Source organism: Pseudomonas sp. MF6394 (assembly GCF_002018845.1).
In the GTDB taxonomy this organism is placed as follows: Bacteria; Pseudomonadota; Gammaproteobacteria; order Pseudomonadales; family Pseudomonadaceae; genus Aquipseudomonas; species Aquipseudomonas lactis.
On sequence record NZ_MVOJ01000006.1, the window covers coordinates 237,566 to 253,128 of the forward strand.

The following is a 15,563-nucleotide window of genomic DNA, read 5'->3' on the forward strand; positions in this document are numbered from 1 at the left end:
GGATCGCGCCGTCATCCCTTGAGGTTTCCCTGAATGAAGTTCTCCTCGATTCTCTTGTTGTCCCTTGGCCTGGTCAGTGGCGCAGCCATGGCAGGCGGCACCACCGAAGCCGGTGTCGGCGGCGCATTGGGTGGGGTTCTAGGTTCCGTTGTCGGCCAGCAGCTGGGCGGCAACACCGGTTCGACCATCGGCGCGGCCCTGGGCGGCGCTGGCGGTAGCGCGGTCGGCGCAGACAAGCGTAGCCGTGGCGAAGCAGCCATTGGTGGCGCACTCGGCGCAGCCGGCGGCAACGTCTTGGGGCGCAGCGTCGGCGGTAGTACCGGTGCATTGGTCGGCTCAGCAGCCGGCGGTGGCGCGGGCGGTGCGCTGGGCAACTACATGGGTAACGAAAGTGATCGCGACAGCCGCCATTACCGCGATCGTGACCGTGACGATCGTCGCTACTACCGCGATGGCCACCCAGGCCGCGGCCATGCCTATGGGCATCGCAAGAACAAGCATCGTTATCGCGACTGATAAATACGTGCTCTGACGAGCACATCCAGTGTGGGAGCCGGGCTTGCCCGCGATCGCAGTGAATCAGGTTTAGACGTATTGCCTGATACTGCGCCATCGCGGGCAAGCCCGGCTCCCACATTTGGTATGGGTTGCTTGCAGGTGCCCTCAAACCACCAAGCGCTGCATCGCCTCGCGCAACATCCCCGGAATCGGCACTGGCTGGTTCGACGTTCGGTCCACAAACACATGGACAAAGCGCCCCGCCGCACACGCCTCCTGCTCACCCACCTTGAAAACCGCCAGCTCATACTGCACCGAGCTATTGCCCAGCTTGCCCACCCGCAGGCCGATTTCAATGCGCTCGGGAAACGCAATCGACGCAAAGTAATCGCAGGCAGAACTCACCACAAACCCCACCACCTCACCGTCATGAATATCCAACCCGCCCTGTTCGATCAGGTAGGTATTAACGGCGGTGTCGAAGAAGCTGTAGTAAGTGACATTATTCACATGGCCGTAGGCATCGTTGTCATGCCAACGCGTGGTGATCGGCTGGAAGTGGCGGTAATCGTCGCGCACAGGCGTTGAGTCAGGCATCGGCAAGTCTCGTCAAAGTTGATCCAATTGAGCATGGGCCCAGTCGCGCACCTCAGCGTAGGGGTAGTCTTCCAGCGCAGCAAAACCGGGAATGCCCCGCGCCTTCAACTTGGTAAACAACGGTACGCTGATACCGCCAAGAAAACGCGTCAAACGCTCCGCATTCGGCAAGTGCCCCGTGTACTCATGATGCCTGTGGATAAAATCACCGCACAGCCCCATGAAGTTTTTATCCACAAGCGGCGGCAGGCTCGGCGGTGCCGGCAGATGGGCAACCTGGCCGTGGCACACCGAACAATGCCCGCAACGCTGGGGCGCATTTTCATCACCAAAGTAGCGCGCCAGGCGTTGCCCCAGGCAGTGCTCAGTGGCGAACAGGTCGAGCATAGTGTGGATCCGCGCGACCTCCGTCACCTCATGCTGCTTGAAGCCTGTGTATAACTCGGCGCTTAGCGCCTGCGGGTCAAAATCGGTGTCGAGCAAACTGTAGACCTCAGTCATCTGCTTGCTTTCGAGTTCGATCAGGCCCTGCTCCTGAAAATAATCCAGCGCCTTCACCACCCGGCTACGTTCGGCATTGTGCTGTTGATAAAGCGCGTCGAAATCCACCGTCGCCCAGGTTTTAGCGCGCTTGCATACCTGGATGATCGCCGCGACAAACTGCTGCCGCTCGCCGGAAAAACGCGCCAACAAGGCCTCGGGTTCGATTACGTATTTAAAACGGTATTCCGCATAAAACGCATAGCGCGGTGCGATCACGCCCTTGAGCTCCAACTGCACCAAGAGCGTCTTGAGCGGCAGCTCGCGAATATTGCTGTGGTCCGACAGCGACCTGAGCAAGAACTCCCACTGCCCTTCGCTGCGCGCCGCCTGCAACTCCTCCAGCACACGACGAATGCCTTCCTGCTCCGGCGTGTCACCGTACACGAAGTTTTCCAGCACATTGAGGCTGTCGCGGTTGGCCAACACCAGGCAATCCGATGGCTGCCCGTCACGCCCGGCGCGGCCGATCTCCTGGCTGTAGTTCTCGATGGACTTGGGCAAGTCGAAGTGCACGACATTGCGGATATCACTCTTGTCGATGCCCATGCCAAACGCGATGGTTGCGACAATGCAATTGGAACGCCCGCCCATGAAACGCTGCTGGATACCCTCGCGCTTTTCATGGGGCAGCCCCGCGTGATAAGCCTCGGCCTGAATACCGTGGCGGTTCAGATGCTCCGCAATCTGTTCGGCGGTTTTCTGCAAGGTGACGTAGACGATACTCGGCTGGTTGGCCCGCGCTTTCATCCACTCCACCAGCCTGCGGCGTTTGTCGTGGCCGCTGACCGGTTCCACCAGCAGGTTGAGGTTGGGCCGATAGAAGCCCGTGGTCACTACATCCCCGGCAGCAATGGCGAACTTGGCCTGCATGTCGGCGATCACCTTGGGTGTGGCCGTGGCCGTCAGCAATAGCGCCTGCGGGATGTTGAACTGGCGCTGGTAGTCCGGCAGCTTCAAATAATCCGGACGGAAGTTGTGGCCCCACTCGGAAATACAGTGCGCCTCGTCCACCACCAGCAACGAGATCTGCACGCTGTTCAGGAAATTACGGAAACGCTCGTTCTTCAAACGCTCCACGGAAATCATCAGGATCTTGAGTTCGCCCGATCGCGCACGGGCCATGACATCATTGGCCTCATCACGGCTCTGGGCCGAATCGATACTGCCCGCCGAAATGCCATGGCGTTGCAGAAAACCCAACTGGTCCTGCATCAATGCCAGCAAAGGCGATACCACCAGCGTGAGGTGCGGCAGCAACACGGCCGACAGCTGATAGCACAAGGATTTGCCCGAGCCCGTAGGGAAAATGGCGGCGGCAGATCGCCCGGCCAGAACGGCGCTGACCGTCTCTTCCTGGCCCAAGCGAAAGTGAGGGTAACCAAAGACCTGCTGGAGGGTGTCGTGCATAAGGCTGTCACTCCATTGACCGCTGAACGTGGCTTAAAAACGTAGCCCAGTAAGTTCGGCGAATCGAGAAAGGTCGCAAGGAAAAAAGAGACAGGATGATACACAGGGGGAGGGATGGCCCAGGGCCGAAGTGGGAGTTTTCTGAGAACGTAACAGGAAGCAGCAGATTAAAAATGTGGGGGGCTGGCGAGCCCTCCCCCACATTTCACAACCGAGCTACAGCTGAATCAGCGGTTCTGCACCCGCTCAATCGCCGTGTCGTACACCGGGTTGGCCTTTTGCTCTTTGGCCAACTGGTAATGACGCAACGCATCCGGGAACTGGCCGGCCGCTTCATAGATGCGTGCAATGTTGTAGTAAGCACCGGCACGCACGGTCGCGGCATTGGTACCGGTGGCCAGGGCGATAGCCTTGCGGTTGGCCCAGATCGACTCCGCGGTATTACCGGCTTTCTGATACGCCAGGCCCAGGTTGCCGTAAGCCTTGCCGAAGCCGTTATCCAGCTCGATGGCTTGACGGAAGAAGTCGATGGCCTGGTCCAGGTTACCGGCCTGGTAGGCCGCTTCGCCCTTGAGGTTCAGCTTTTTCGCATCGGCCTGTACCGACGAGCTCACCGTCACGGCGGTGACGGCCACGCTGTCATCCAGCAACGGCTTGACCTCGTTGAGCACATCTTCGGCGCCGACTCTCACGCCGGTGAAGGTGTTGATGTCCTGGAAGTCGCCACTGCCGGTCATGCGGAACACGGTCCACAGGTTGCCGGTGCGGTTCTGCGGCACATAGTAGGTGCGTACCAGGGATTGCCCCATGTACACGAACACCTTGGCCTCACTGTTGGACAACTCGCTGGAGGTGGGAGAGCCGCTGTTGGAATAGTCGTGCACGGCATAGACGTAGCTTTCGCCGTAGTGCTTTTTCTGCAGGGTGATGGTTTCCGGGCCATAGCTGTCGGTGTCATCCACGTCCAGTTCGGCGTCGGTGCCCTTTTTATTGTTGAAGAAGATGTTATTGCCGGGGAAGATCATATGGGAGTCGAGGTCGCGCGGAGCCTTGCCCCAGGTCAACACCACACGCAGGCCGTCGAGGTTTTCCATCACCGGGCTGATGGCATAGGTCATGCCTTTGCACGGGCACTTCACCACCAGGTTGGAATAGCCAGGCTTCTTGATGATCAGCAGGTTGCTGGCATCGTCAGCCGCCTCACTGGTCAGCGTGACCTGGCCTTGCGCGTTGGTACGGCCCACCACGTTCTGTGCACCATTACGTTGCAGCAGCACTTCGGCATCGGCGATTTTCTGGTCCTTGACCACCGCACTCAGCACCTCAATCGGCAACTGCTCGGCCTGGACAGAAAACGCCACCGCACACAAAGACATCGCCGAGGCGACACGAAGCAAACCCATGCTTAACTCCCTTTAAGTAGTGGGCGGAATCGCCCTACAAGATTTTGCGGTGAAACATACGCTGAAATGAGCTCGCTGGCAGATTTTTTATACAGATTGTGACGGGTTTTTTATCCCGCCTACCGAGCTACGCATTGCGCTACAATCAAGCCTTGCTTTCCAAGAGGACGCAGCGATGAGCGAACTGACGTTTGAGCAAAAACAGGATCACTATCACAAGATCCGCCGTTCCAATTACCTGGCCAGCCTGCGCCTGGAAGGGTTCGATACCCAACCGACCGACGTCGACAAACCCCTGCCGACCCGCGAAGCCGTCCTTGCCAAGTACCGCAACACCTCACGCTGATGCTCGACAAATACGGGGTGGGCCAGGACCCGTACTGCTATCCCGGTAGCAGCATCCTGCGCAACCGCCTCGATTTGCTCGATGAAGCACGCTTGCATCAGGCCGAGCGGGAATTATCCGAAATCGCCGTAGGCAACCTTCCACTCTTTCCGCCGCCCTACGACCTCGATCGCCTGCAACACATTCACCGCGTCCTGTTCGGTGACATTTATGACTGGGCCGGCGAACTGCGCAGCGTCAACATCCAGAAAGGCGACACGCTGTTTTGCACCCCGGAGCGTATCCCCCCAGAAGCAGCGAAAATCGTCCAGCATATGCAAGACGCCAATTGGTATGTCGGTGCGACTCAGGCTGACCTTGTGCGTCAAATCGCTGAAGCTTATGGCGACCTGAATGTCATTCATCCCTTCCGCGAGGGAAATGGACGGGCGCAGCGGATCCTGTTTGAACAGATCATCGTGAATGCGGGGTTTTCGGTGAATTGGTGGCTGGTAAAACATGCGGCCTGGATACCCGCGAATATTGATGCGGTGGCGTGTGACTATCGGGGATTGGAAGCGATTTTTGAGCGGTGTATCGGCAGGCCTCTCAGTGTCTGATCGAACTTCGAACGCCTAAACCATCTGTTTATTGCTCGAGAACAAACTCACTTTTAAGGATGGGCTCGTCGCTACCAATTCAGCGACCGGGCTTGGTCACCCGAAAAACAGCAGAGACAACGTGCCAGCTCTTCTGGCGTATTTCTTTGAATCTGTATTGGAACACTGTGATGACAAAGCCGAACCTTCCCACCAATCGCTATCGTCAGCTACGCACCAACTTCACCGACACTCACCCGCTTCTCATCGACACTCAAGCATCAGCCGAAGACATCCAATCTGCCGCCCACCAGCGCATCCGCGCCGCCAGCGACTTACTGGAAACCTTCTCCTGCCTGACCTTCGAACACGCCGACCTCAAAGACATATCCCACATCATCAATGCGCTGTACCTGCTCGTTCAGGACGGCTGTGATTTGCTGGAAGCTACTCAACACGTACAACTGCCACCAGCGACCGATCAGCCACCACACAGCAATCCGCTACACAGCTAAACCTGTGGGAACTGGCTTGCCTGCGATGGCGGCGTATCGGACTACGTTTCCAAACCTGACACACCGCCATCGCGGGCAAGCCCTAATACCCGTAGGAGCGAGCTTGCTCGCGAAAAACTCACAGGCACCGCGTTTATCCAGGAAGGACGCGTTACCGTTGACGTTTTTCGCGAGCAAGCTCGCTCCTACAAAAGGCCTTAGGGCTAGCCCGGTTTCCACATCTGCTCGGTTCAGCCGGCAGAATCGGTATCAAGTCATAAAATGCAGGAAGGCATTGTAAGAAACCAAAAAACGGCGCGTCGTCCGTTTCCCAAACTGCTTCAAATACCCGTTCAACCCTCTATACCAGTTACGCGTAGCCGCCTGAAAATAACTTCCTATCAACTGTCTCGGAAAAACCGTGAACATCGAAAGGACTCAATATATCGGCCACTATGGCATCACTTTCACGGTAATTCGACTCACCGTGATGCCAAACAATCGACAAGAGCTAGCCACACTTTGCTTGCTGGAAGCAAAAGCTTCAGCGATAGAGGTCCGCTTGCGGCTTCAGAAGTTGTACGAAAAGATGCTCGCCCGAGATCTACCCTGCGTCATGACAGTGGTCGTCTCAAAGCCACTGACCAGGAAGCAGGCAGATAGCTTGAACAATCGGAACAACCTCATAAAAGACATCATTTCTGGCGCAGTGGCAGCCCCTGTCGGGATCATATCCAGCAAAGCAGAGTCGATAGTCGAGAACGCTATCAGCGATTTGATTTCTCGCAGGATCCGCAACTTTCACAGCGCAGACATCGTCATTGGCCTGGATGCTCAGGTCAGCGGTGGCATAGGCCCGCAGCGCTCAAGCGTCTCAATGCATGTGTACTCCAGATGAATTTTAGTCAATGGCTTTACCTACAAACAGCGCTATTATTCGCTCTCCATCTGCTGCTGTATTACAAAATCACTGACTGCACGTTAAGAACGCGTTTCGCCGTTACCTTCATCGTAACGGGACTGCTTCTGTTGTTCTGGCTACCCCACATCGCCATTGTCCTGAACATTCAACTTCTTCCCCTGGCCTTGTTTTTGATAGGTTTGACTCTCTTCATCACGCGAAACAAATACCGCCTGCAACGTAAAAGGCCTCCTCACCCACTCCTACGCACCCCAACCATGAACCTGGCCCCCAACCTCCCCGAAGACCCTGTCATGCAGCAACTCCTGCAATTGCTACATGAAGAAATCGGTCTGCCGAAACACAAGACCATTAGCCTGCAAACCTCGCTCAACTTCGACCTTGCTTGCGATGGCGTTGAGGCCAAGCAATTCATGGAGGCGCTGGAACAGGATTTCGGGGTCGACCTGGGTGACTACGACGCTTATCGTTATTTCCAGCCGCCGGTGTTCGACGTGTTCCTGAAGCGTCGCGCCAAAGGCCGTGGCGACAAAATACCGTTGACCATCGGCATGCTCTACCTGGCGATCAAGACCCACAGGTGGGACACGCAAACGCTGGAAAACCTGAGCTGACCTGAGCAACACTGAGCACACAATGTGGGAGCGGGCTTGCTCGCGAATGCGGCGTGTCAGCCAATATTTGCGTTACAGATACATTGCATTCGCGAGCAAGCCCGCTCCCACATTGAGACTGCGCCAAGCTGGCGATCGGTATACAAACAAGGACCTTACATGGACGTAACAATGGGCCTGCTGGCCGCCCTGCTCTGGGGTGGCACGGACTTTCTGGTGGGCCTCAACGCCCGCGCCGTTGGCGTTAAACGCGCGGTGTATTTCGGCCAAGCCCTCGGCTTTTTGATCATGACCCTCCTGCTGGTCATTTTCCCGGCCTTCCTTTTCAAATCCCTTGATACGCCATTCAGCGTCTGGCTTTTGGGTATCGCCGCCGCCCTGCTGACGGTGTCGGGCGCCCTTGCACTGTCCAAAGCCTTTGCCTTGGGCAAAGCGGCCATCGTCGCGCCGCTGGTGACGTCCTATGGAGTGGTGACCACCCTGCTGTCCTGGGCCAGCGGTGAGCACATCAGCCTGGTACAACTGGGCTGCATCGCTTTATGCGTGATCGGCGTTGTGCTGTCCAGCATTCACAAGGACAACGGTACGCCCCACAACAACCCGCGCCTGTCGATTACCTACGCCATGTTCGCCGCAACCTTGTACGGCACCAGTTTCTGGCTGCAAGGCCGCTACACACTGCCGGCGTTGGGGCCGATCACCATGTTGTGGCTGGGTTACCTGGTGGGCCTGTGCGTGCTGGTGGTGATGGTGCTGAAGATCAAGGATGGCCTGAAGATCCCGCCGCTGAAAAACTGCGCGACGTTGACCGGGGCGAGCTTGATGAATCTCGGCGGGTTCTCGGCGTTTTCGTGGGGCGCGATGGCCGGCTCGGTGTCGGTGGTGACCGTGATCAGTACGCTGTCGGGAGGCATTGCGGCGATTCTGGGGTTCGTGTTTTTCAAGGAACGATTGTCAGCGGTGCAGGTGGCAGGCGTCGTGCTGGTGCTGGTCGGTGCAGTGGTACTGCACATCGCCGACTAATCGTTCGCGCATAAAAAAGCCGCCTACTTAAGAGGCGGCTTTTTTACAACCAGAGAATCTTACAACTTAGGACCCGCCGCCTTGATCGCATCACTCACTTCAAACTTCTTGAAGTTTTCGATGAACAGGCCAGCCAGCGCCTTCGCCGCTTCGTCGTAGGCAGCCTTGTCAGCCCAGGTGTTGCGTGGGTTCAGCAGGCCGGTTTCAACGCCGGGTACGGCCAATGGCACGTCGAGGTTGATAGTATCCAGGTGTTCGGTTTGCGCACCGATCAACGCGCCGCTCTGGATGGCTGCAATCACGCCGCGAGTGGTCGGGATGTTGAAGCGTTTACCCACGCCGTAGCCGCCGCCGGTCCAGCCGGTGTTGACCAGGTAGACCTTGGAGCCGAAACCACGGATGCGCTTGATCAGAAGCTCTGCGTATTCGCCAGCCGGACGAGGGAAGAACGGCGCGCCGAAGCAGGTGGAGAACGTCGACTTGATGCCGCTGCCCGAACCCATTTCGGTGGAACCCACCAGAGCGGTGTAGCCGGACAGGAAGTGGTAGGCCGCTTGTTCTTCGCTGAGGATCGACACAGGCGGCAGTACGCCGGTCAGGTCGCAGGTCAGGAAGATCACCGCGTTTGGCTCGCCGCCCAGGTTCTTCTCGGAACGCTTGGCAACGTGCTCCAGCGGGTAGGCGGCACGGCTGTTCTGGGTCAGGCTGACGTCGGCGTAGTCGGCGTGCTTGGCCTCGTCGATCACGACGTTTTCCAGCACCGCGCCATGCTTGATGGCTTTCCAGATCACCGGCTCGTTCTTCTCGGACAGGTCGATGCACTTGGCATAGCAACCGCCTTCGATGTTGAACACCACGCCTTCGCCCCAGCCGTGCTCGTCGTCACCGATCAGGTAACGGCTTTCGTCGGCCGACAGGGTGGTCTTGCCAGTGCCGGACAGGCCGAAGAACAGGGTCACGTCGCCTGCTTCGCCGATGTTGGCGGCGCAGTGCATTGGCAGCACGTCGGCAGCCGGCAGTAGGAAGTTCTGCACCGAGAACATGGCTTTTTTCATTTCACCGGCGTAACGCATGCCGGCAATCAGTACTTTTTTCTGGGCGAAGTTGAGGATCACGCAACCGTCGGAGTTAGTGCCGTCACGCTCTGGCACGCACTCGAAGTTGGCCACGTTGAGCACTTGCCACTCTTCACGACCGGCCGGGTTGTACTGGGCCGGGTTGATGAACAGGCAACGACCGAACAGGTTCTGCCAGGCAGTCTGGGTGGTCATTTTCACGGCCAGGTAGTGGTCTTCTGCAGCCCCTACGTGAACATGGGAAACGAAATGCTCTTGCGCGTTGTTGAAGGCCTCGACGCGAGCCCACAGAGCATCGAACTTGTCGGCTGGGAACTTGCGGTTGATCGGGCCCCAGGCAATGGCGTCCTGGGTGGAAGGCTCTTCAACGATGAAACGGTCAACCGGCGAACGACCGGTGCGGTGACCGGTTTCTACGACCAGCGCGCCAGTATCGGCAAGCACGCCTTCACCGCGCTGCAGGGCTTCTTTGACCAGATCGTCAACACTCAGATCGGTGTATACGGCGTTATTGGCTTGCGTCATGAGGTTCCCCGTCGGCCTATGGCCGAGTGCTCCAAACGTTTTGTAGTAGAAAGTTGCGCACTACTACCGCGAAAAAAGTGGGCCGGATTATGCCAGAAAAGCCCAAAAAGAGTAGGGCCCTCCCGTCAGAACACCTCTAATCCGGCGTTTGTCAGGTGATTTACCTGTGCTTAAACGTTTTAGTGGCGGGTGTCGGAAGGGGTGTCGCTGCCTGCGCCAGCGAACAATTGCGCTACATCAGCCGCATCGAACAGGTAGCGCTGGTTGCAGAACTGGCAGTCGATCTCGATATGGCCGCCATGTTCCACCACCAGATTTTGCGCATCTTCCAGGCCCAGACTGACCAGCGCGTTGCCGGAACGCTCGCGCGAGCAGCTGCAATTGAAGCGCAGGCCTTGTGCGTCGAACAGGCGCACGGCTTCTTCGTGGTAGAGGCGGTGCAGGATGGTTTCGTTGTCCAGGCCCAGCAGTTCTTCGGCCTTCAAGGTGTCGGCCAGGGCGATGATATGCCGCCAGCTTTCGGCACGGTCATCCTCATCCTTGATGCGATCGGCCGGCAGTTGTTGCACCAGCAAACCGCGAGCGCGCTTGCCGTCGGCGTTAAGCCAGAACTTGGTGCCCACTTGCTGGGACATGACGAAGTAGTTGGTGAAGCATTCCGACAGGGTCTGGCCGTCGAGGTCGACAATACCCTGGTAGCGCTGGCCTTCGGTCGGGTCGACAGTCAGTGCCAGGACGCCGTTGGGCATCAGGTCGGCCAGGGTAGCGTCTGCAGCAATCTGCTCAGCGTCGTAACGGGCCAGGCCACGGATCTCGCGCTCGCTGGAGCACTCGATCATCAACATGGGCACCGGCCCTTCGGAGCGAGCCTGCAAGATCAGCAAACCGTCGAACTTCATGGTGCCCACCAACAGCGCCGCGGCGGCCATCAACTCGCCGAGCAATTGCGCGACCGGCTCCGGATAGGCGTGTTTGGCAAGGACTTCGGCATAGCTGAGCTCCAACGAAACCATCTCGCCGCGGGCATCGCTCTCATCGAAGATGAAGCGTTGGGTGAAGTCGGTATCCGGTAGATCAGTCATAGGTCTGGGTATCTGAAGTGATGACAAAATGATTACAAGGTTTATAAAATTAAACGCTTTAGCACCATCTTGGTGCGACTTCTCCTGAATTCAAGGAGCACAATAGAGCGATGAGGGACAGTTTATGAACAATCCGGGTTTGTTCCAAGCCAACTGGAACCTCCGGCGATGGGCTCTTTGCAATCTACTCGCTATCGGGCTGCTGTGTTTTTGGCTGTGGCCCACGGGCCAGATGCTCTGTGTGATTTTCGACGAGTGGCTGTTTCACCTGCTCAATGGCCCATTGGCCACGAACTCGACCTGGTTGCATGTATGGGCCGTGGCGAGCCTGCGGCCGTTTGATGCAGTGGTCGGCGTGATTTTGCTGGCGCTGCTGATTCGCGGCGACTGGGTGTTCAAGGCCGTGCAGGTGCGCCAGGCGTTTTTTGGCTTTCTCGGCATTCTGCTGTTGTTGCTATTTATCCGCATGCTGTTCTCCAAACTCGCGGCGCACATGGGCTGGCAGCACAGTAGCCCGTCGATGGTCATCAGCGGCGCGATTCAAATGAGCGACTTTTTCCCAGGGCTGGAGAAAACCTGGGAGCTGAAGGACCGCTCGAGCCAGAGCTTCCCCGGCGACCATGCTTCGGTGCTGTTGATCTGGGCGATGTTCATGAGCGTCTTCGCCCGGCGCATCGGCCAGGTGCTGGTGATCTGGGGCCTGGCGCTGCTGTTCATGATGCCGCGGCTGGTGGCCGGCGCGCACTGGGGCCAGGACGATTACATCGGTGGCGTACTGCTGGCGCTGTTGGCGTTGGGGTGGGGGTATTACACGCCGTTTGCGGCGAAGGTATCGGGCGCCTTGTTGCGGATGACGGCGCCCCTTTTCGGGCTACTGAGCAAGTTGCCCGTTCTTGGGCGGTTGAGTGTCATGCGCACAACTCTTTAACCCCCCCAAGGCTAAAAGTGGGCTTGCCCTAATGCCAGTCAGTTAAGCGGTCATCGCCTTCTGTAGGAGCGAGCTTGCTCGCGAAAAACGTCAACGATAACGCGTGTTGCTGAATGAACGCGGCGCCTGTAAGTTTTTCGCGAGCAAGCTCGCTCCTACAAAAAAGCCATACCTGGCTGGCATTAGGGCTTGCTTACTCTCACATTTGGTCGAGTTTGCATGGGCGACTCGTGTAATCAATCGTCATTGCCGCTGCCGCGGAATTTGAACAGATCGCGGCGCTGCTTCTTGCTCGGCTTGCCATCGGTGGTCAAGCCTGAAGCGCCCGCCTTGCGCATGGCCGCAGCGTTTTCGCGCTTGGCGATGCTGGCTTCGGTCTCGACATACAGTGCCTGCGCTTCAGGCGCGCCGCGGCGCACAATGGAAAGCGCCTGCACCACAATGGTTTTTTCATCAAACCCTGTACGAATCTGAAACTCGTCGCCGACGCGCGGCTCCTTGCCCGGTTTGCAGCGCTCGCCGCGATGGTGCACCTTGCCGCTCTCTATAGCCGCCTTGGCCAGGGCGCGGGTCTTGTAGAACCGGGCTGCCCACAACCACTTGTCCAACCGGACCTTCTCTTGCTCTTCCTGCTTTTGAGCCACTTGAATTCCTCGCTCTGAAAAATGTCGCAACTTTACCGTTGAAACCCTTCGACGCATAAACCCCAAGGCTCACCTAAGATACGCCAGGTAGCACCCTGTTTTCGCGAGGATACGCCGTGACCGACTTTCCCGTTTCACTCACCTCGCCCAACCAGCGGTGCGTGGGTTGCCAGCAAAGCGAGCCGCTGGGGTTCGATGTTGCGTTCGCCTACCAGCCTATCGTAGACCTGCGTGACCATTCGATATTCGCCCACGAAGCCTTGGTGCGCGGTACCCAGGGAGAAGGCGCTCTGTCGGTGCTGGCTCAGGTCAACGAAACCAATCGCTACCGCTTCGACCAGCGCTGCCGGACCAAGGCCATCGCGGGTGCCGCCGCCCTGGGTATGCAGACTCATCTTTCCATCAACTTCATGCCCAATGCCGTATATCGCCCGGAGCTGTGTATCCGCAGCACGCTGGAGGCCGCCCGGGCGCACAATTTCCCACTGGACCGGCTGATTTTCGAGACCCTGGAAAGCGAACACGTAGATAACTATCGCCATTTGACGAATATTCTGCGTGAATACCGCGAATTCGGCTTCAAGACCGCCATCGACGACTTCGGTGCGGGCTATTCGGGGCTGAACCTGCTGGCCGATTTCCAACCTGACTTGATCAAGCTCGACATGGCGCTGATTCGCGATGTCGACCAGGATCGTGTCCGTCAAGTGATCGTCCGGGGGATTGTCACAATCTGTGAGCAGTTGGGGGTTACTGTCATCGCCGAAGGCATCGAAAGTGCCGGCGAGCGCGACTTCCTATCCGACTGCGGAATATTTCTGATGCAGGGTTTCTGGTTCGCCAAGCCTGCATTCAAAGCGTTGGCTGAGGTATCTCCTCAAGCCTGGGCAAATTGACCGGTTAACCCTATTGAAGACATTTGACCATTTGACCGTTGTAGGTCTGCGTGAGTGGGTGGCACTTCCCGACTTGGGAGTGGCGGGCCTGCGCGCGAAGATCGACACCGGCGCCAGCACCTCAAGCCTGCACGCCACCGATATCGAGCCGTTTGAGCGCGACGGTGAAAAGTGGGTGCGCTTTACCGCGCACCTGGGCAGCGTGGTGCAATTACGTCACCGGCGCTGTGAAGCGCCCCTGGTGACGATGAAAACCATCAAGAGCTCCAACGGCCATGCACAGGTGCGCTACGTGATCAGCACCACCCTGGCCCTGGGTGATCGGGTATGGCGGGTAGAGTTCACCCTCGCCTGTCGCAAAGCCATGCGTTACCGCCTGCTGCTGGGCTCCAAGGCGTTGATTGACGGCCAGTTGGTGGTCAATCCGGGCCTCAAGTACGTTCAAGACAAGCCGGTGTTCCCGGTCTCCACTATTTCTGCCCCAGGTGCTGCATGAAGATCGCTGTGCTGTCGCGAAACCCGCGTCTGTATTCCACCCGCCGCCTGGTCGAGGCCGGCACTGAACGTGGCCATGAAATGGTGGTGATCGACACGTTGCGTGCCTACATGAACATCGCCAGCCACAAGCCGCAGATCCACTACCGGGGCAAGCCCCTGGAAGGCTTTGATGCGGTGATCCCGCGTATCGGCGCTTCGGTGACGTTCTATGGCTGCGCGGTATTGCGCCAGTTTGAAATGATGGGCGTGTTTCCGCTGAATGAATCCGTGGCCATTGCGCGCTCGCGGGACAAGCTGCGCTCCCTGCAACTGCTGTCGCGTCGGGGCATCGGCCTCCCGGTCACCGGTTTTGCCCACTCCCCGGATGATATTCCCGACCTGATCGAGATGGTCAACGGCGCACCGTTGGTGATCAAGGTGCTGGAAGGCACCCAGGGCATCGGTGTGGTGCTGTGTGAAACAGCAACGGCAGCGGAGTCGGTGATTGAAGCGTTCATGGGCCTCAAGCAGAACATCATGGTGCAGGAATACATCAAGGAAGCTGGCGGCGCGGACATTCGCTGCTTCGTGGTGGGCGACAAGGTGATTGCGGCCATGAAGCGCCAGGCCAAGCCCGGTGAGTTCCGCTCCAACCTGCACCGTGGCGGCAGCGCCAGCCTGATCAAGATCACCCCTGAAGAACGCATGACCGCGCTACGGGCGGCCAAGGTGATGGGGCTGAGCGTGGCGGGCGTGGACATCCTGCGCTCCAACCATGGCCCGTTGGTGATGGAAGTAAACTCATCGCCAGGCCTGGAAGGGATCGAAACCACCACCGGTAAGGATGTGGCGGGGATCATCATTCAGCATCTGGAAAAGAACGGCGGGCCGAATATGACTCGGACCAAGGGCAAGGGCTGAATACCCACACCTACCACCCGCCACAAACCACTGTGGGAGCTGGCTTGCCTGCGATAGCGGCCTGCCAGCCGGCGGCTATCTACCTGGCGCCCCTCGGTCCCAATGTGGGAGCGGGCTTGCTCGCGAAGGCGGCCTGACAATCAACACAGTTATACCGAGTACATATCCATTCCTGCGGTAACGGCCACTTAGGGTTCCGCTCTGACAGCGGCTCACTTTTGAAAAGCGCAAAAGTAAGCAAAACGCTCTTGCCCCACCACTCGGCACCTCGCCTAGGCTCGGTGTGCCCGTAATCCGCCAGGGATTTGGGGGGCCGCCGCCACGCGCCATCCATGGCGCGGGGCGGCTAAACCGGCATCCCTGCCGGTTTACCCCCCAAATCCCTGTCGAATTCCGGCCAGCGTGGTTTAACGGGGGGGGGCGCCTAAGATCAAAAGCAGATCAAGATCAAGATCAAGATCACGGCGTTTTTCAAGGTAGTTGTCGCGTCCACCGTCGCGCTACGCGATTTTTATTACCACGGTCAGTTCCCTTTCAGGGTTCAGATACACCGTCCCGATAGGGTTCCAGTTGCGTGTCTCTCCTGACC

At 58.1% G+C, this 15,563-nt stretch carries 17 protein-coding genes; 11 read left to right on the forward strand and 6 right to left on the reverse strand.

Translation table 11 applies throughout. The features are described 5' to 3' along the window. The first annotated feature begins 33 nt into the window (after nt 1-33). A complete protein-coding gene (locus MF6394_RS09510) occupies nt 34-516 on the forward strand; it encodes a glycine zipper domain-containing protein (RefSeq protein WP_003187699.1) in 483 nt (160 codons plus the stop codon). Nucleotides 517-663: 147 nt separating this feature from the next. Here the strand turns inward: MF6394_RS09510 and MF6394_RS09515 are convergent, their stop codons facing one another. The 3 genes from MF6394_RS09515 to MF6394_RS09525 form a co-directional block, all read right to left on the reverse strand. Beyond that, the gene (locus MF6394_RS09515; RefSeq protein WP_047712346.1) at nt 664-1,095 is read right to left on the reverse strand and encodes an acyl-CoA thioesterase; all 432 of its coding nucleotides are present in this window, start codon (nt 1,093-1,095) and stop codon (nt 664-666) included. Nucleotides 1,096-1,107: 12 nt separating this feature from the next. Continuing rightward, entirely contained in the window at nt 1,108-3,045 is a 1,938-nt protein-coding gene (locus tag MF6394_RS09520; RefSeq protein WP_078466560.1) for a RecQ family ATP-dependent DNA helicase, read from the reverse strand. 227 nt (nt 3,046-3,272) lie between these two features. Further along, nucleotides 3,273-4,448 carry a tetratricopeptide repeat protein gene (locus tag MF6394_RS09525; protein WP_044270540.1) on the reverse strand — a complete coding sequence of 392 codons (1,176 nt, stop codon included), beginning with the start codon at nt 4,446-4,448 and terminating at the stop codon, nt 3,273-3,275. A gap of 175 nt (nt 4,449-4,623) precedes the next feature. Here MF6394_RS09525 and MF6394_RS09530 point away from each other — a divergent pair, with 175 nt between their 5' ends. From MF6394_RS09530 to MF6394_RS09555, 6 genes are all read left to right on the forward strand, one after another. After that, on the forward strand, nt 4,624-4,794 hold the full coding sequence (locus MF6394_RS09530; RefSeq protein ID WP_003187692.1) for a YhfG family protein: 171 nt from the start codon (nt 4,624-4,626) through the stop codon (nt 4,792-4,794). Further along, on the forward strand, nt 4,794-5,393 hold the full coding sequence (locus tag MF6394_RS09535) for a putative adenosine monophosphate-protein transferase Fic (RefSeq protein ID WP_078466561.1): 600 nt from the start codon (nt 4,794-4,796) through the stop codon (nt 5,391-5,393). Before MF6394_RS09530 ends, MF6394_RS09535 begins: the two co-directional genes overlap by 1 nt. 170 nt (nt 5,394-5,563) lie before the next feature. Next, the gene (locus MF6394_RS09540; protein ID WP_044270537.1) at nt 5,564-5,887 is read left to right on the forward strand and encodes a hypothetical protein; all 324 of its coding nucleotides are present in this window, start codon (nt 5,564-5,566) and stop codon (nt 5,885-5,887) included. A gap of 400 nt (nt 5,888-6,287) precedes the next feature. Next, nucleotides 6,288-6,764 (forward strand): hypothetical protein, encoded by a 477-nt coding sequence (locus MF6394_RS09545; RefSeq protein WP_078466562.1) that lies wholly within the window; start codon nt 6,288-6,290, stop codon nt 6,762-6,764. Between the two features lie 281 nt (nt 6,765-7,045). Beyond that, entirely contained in the window at nt 7,046-7,402 is a 357-nt protein-coding gene (locus MF6394_RS09550; RefSeq protein ID WP_078466563.1) for a DUF1493 family protein, read from the forward strand. Nucleotides 7,403-7,561: 159 nt separating this feature from the next. After that, on the forward strand, nt 7,562-8,425 hold the full coding sequence (locus tag MF6394_RS09555) for an EamA family transporter (protein ID WP_238597282.1): 864 nt from the start codon (nt 7,562-7,564) through the stop codon (nt 8,423-8,425). Nucleotides 8,426-8,484: 59 nt separating this feature from the next. Here MF6394_RS09555 and MF6394_RS09560 read toward each other — a convergent pair whose 3' ends face one another. After that, on the reverse strand, nt 8,485-10,026 hold the full coding sequence (locus tag MF6394_RS09560; RefSeq protein ID WP_005783824.1) for a phosphoenolpyruvate carboxykinase: 1,542 nt from the start codon (nt 10,024-10,026) through the stop codon (nt 8,485-8,487). Nucleotides 10,027-10,205: 179 nt separating this feature from the next. Further along, nucleotides 10,206-11,108, reverse strand: coding sequence for an Hsp33 family molecular chaperone HslO (gene hslO, locus MF6394_RS09565; RefSeq protein WP_003187686.1), 903 nt, complete (start codon nt 11,106-11,108; stop codon nt 10,206-10,208). Nucleotides 11,109-11,232: 124 nt separating this feature from the next. Here hslO and MF6394_RS09570 point away from each other — a divergent pair, with 124 nt between their 5' ends. Further along, nucleotides 11,233-12,036, forward strand: coding sequence for a phosphatase PAP2 family protein (locus MF6394_RS09570; protein WP_044270530.1), 804 nt, complete (start codon nt 11,233-11,235; stop codon nt 12,034-12,036). Between the two features lie 236 nt (nt 12,037-12,272). Here MF6394_RS09570 and MF6394_RS09575 read toward each other — a convergent pair whose 3' ends face one another. Next, nucleotides 12,273-12,680 carry an RNA-binding S4 domain-containing protein gene (locus MF6394_RS09575; protein ID WP_032894118.1) on the reverse strand — a complete coding sequence of 136 codons (408 nt, stop codon included), beginning with the start codon at nt 12,678-12,680 and terminating at the stop codon, nt 12,273-12,275. Between the two features lie 116 nt (nt 12,681-12,796). Here MF6394_RS09575 and rimA point away from each other — a divergent pair, with 116 nt between their 5' ends. Genes rimA through rimK form a run of 3 tightly spaced genes read left to right on the forward strand, consistent with a single transcriptional unit; the run spans nt 12,797 to nt 14,974 of the window. Then, nucleotides 12,797-13,576 (forward strand): S6 modification regulatory phosphodiesterase RimA, encoded by a 780-nt coding sequence (gene rimA / locus MF6394_RS09580; protein WP_078466565.1) that lies wholly within the window; start codon nt 12,797-12,799, stop codon nt 13,574-13,576. Between the two features lie 13 nt (nt 13,577-13,589). After that, nucleotides 13,590-14,072, forward strand: a complete 483-nt coding sequence (gene rimB, locus MF6394_RS09585; protein WP_003187676.1) for a retropepsin-like aspartic endopeptidase RimB — start codon at nt 13,590-13,592, stop codon at nt 14,070-14,072. Continuing rightward, the gene (gene rimK, locus MF6394_RS09590; protein ID WP_003187674.1) at nt 14,069-14,974 is read left to right on the forward strand and encodes a 30S ribosomal protein S6--L-glutamate ligase; all 906 of its coding nucleotides are present in this window, start codon (nt 14,069-14,071) and stop codon (nt 14,972-14,974) included. The genes rimB and rimK overlap by 4 nt, the downstream gene beginning before the upstream one ends. Nucleotides 14,975-15,563: the final 589 nt, after the last annotated feature.

Excerpts from the sequence above, each read along its gene's own strand:
- MF6394_RS09530 (WP_003187692.1), top strand. The coding sequence starts at position 4,624 with ATGAGCGAACTGACGTTTGAGCAAAAACAGGATCACTATCACAAGATC.
- MF6394_RS09570 (WP_044270530.1), top strand. The coding sequence starts at position 11,233 with ATGAACAATCCGGGTTTGTTCCAAGCCAACTGGAACCTCCGGCGATGG.
- MF6394_RS09550 (WP_078466563.1), top strand. The coding sequence starts at position 7,046 with ATGAACCTGGCCCCCAACCTCCCCGAAGACCCTGTCATGCAGCAACTC.
- MF6394_RS09555 (WP_238597282.1), top strand. The coding sequence starts at position 7,562 with ATGGACGTAACAATGGGCCTGCTGGCCGCCCTGCTCTGGGGTGGCACG.
- MF6394_RS09535 (WP_078466561.1), top strand. The coding sequence starts at position 4,794 with ATGCTCGACAAATACGGGGTGGGCCAGGACCCGTACTGCTATCCCGGT.
- MF6394_RS09560 (WP_005783824.1), bottom strand. The coding sequence starts at position 10,026 with ATGACGCAAGCCAATAACGCCGTATACACCGATCTGAGTGTTGACGAT.
- MF6394_RS09525 (WP_044270540.1), bottom strand. The coding sequence starts at position 4,448 with ATGGGTTTGCTTCGTGTCGCCTCGGCGATGTCTTTGTGTGCGGTGGCG.
- rimK (WP_003187674.1), top strand. The coding sequence starts at position 14,069 with ATGAAGATCGCTGTGCTGTCGCGAAACCCGCGTCTGTATTCCACCCGC.
- MF6394_RS09540 (WP_044270537.1), top strand. The coding sequence starts at position 5,564 with ATGACAAAGCCGAACCTTCCCACCAATCGCTATCGTCAGCTACGCACC.
- MF6394_RS09515 (WP_047712346.1), bottom strand. The coding sequence starts at position 1,095 with ATGCCTGACTCAACGCCTGTGCGCGACGATTACCGCCACTTCCAGCCG.
- hslO (WP_003187686.1), bottom strand. The coding sequence starts at position 11,108 with ATGACTGATCTACCGGATACCGACTTCACCCAACGCTTCATCTTCGAT.
- MF6394_RS09510 (WP_003187699.1), top strand. The coding sequence starts at position 34 with ATGAAGTTCTCCTCGATTCTCTTGTTGTCCCTTGGCCTGGTCAGTGGC.
- MF6394_RS09520 (WP_078466560.1), bottom strand. The coding sequence starts at position 3,045 with ATGCACGACACCCTCCAGCAGGTCTTTGGTTACCCTCACTTTCGCTTG.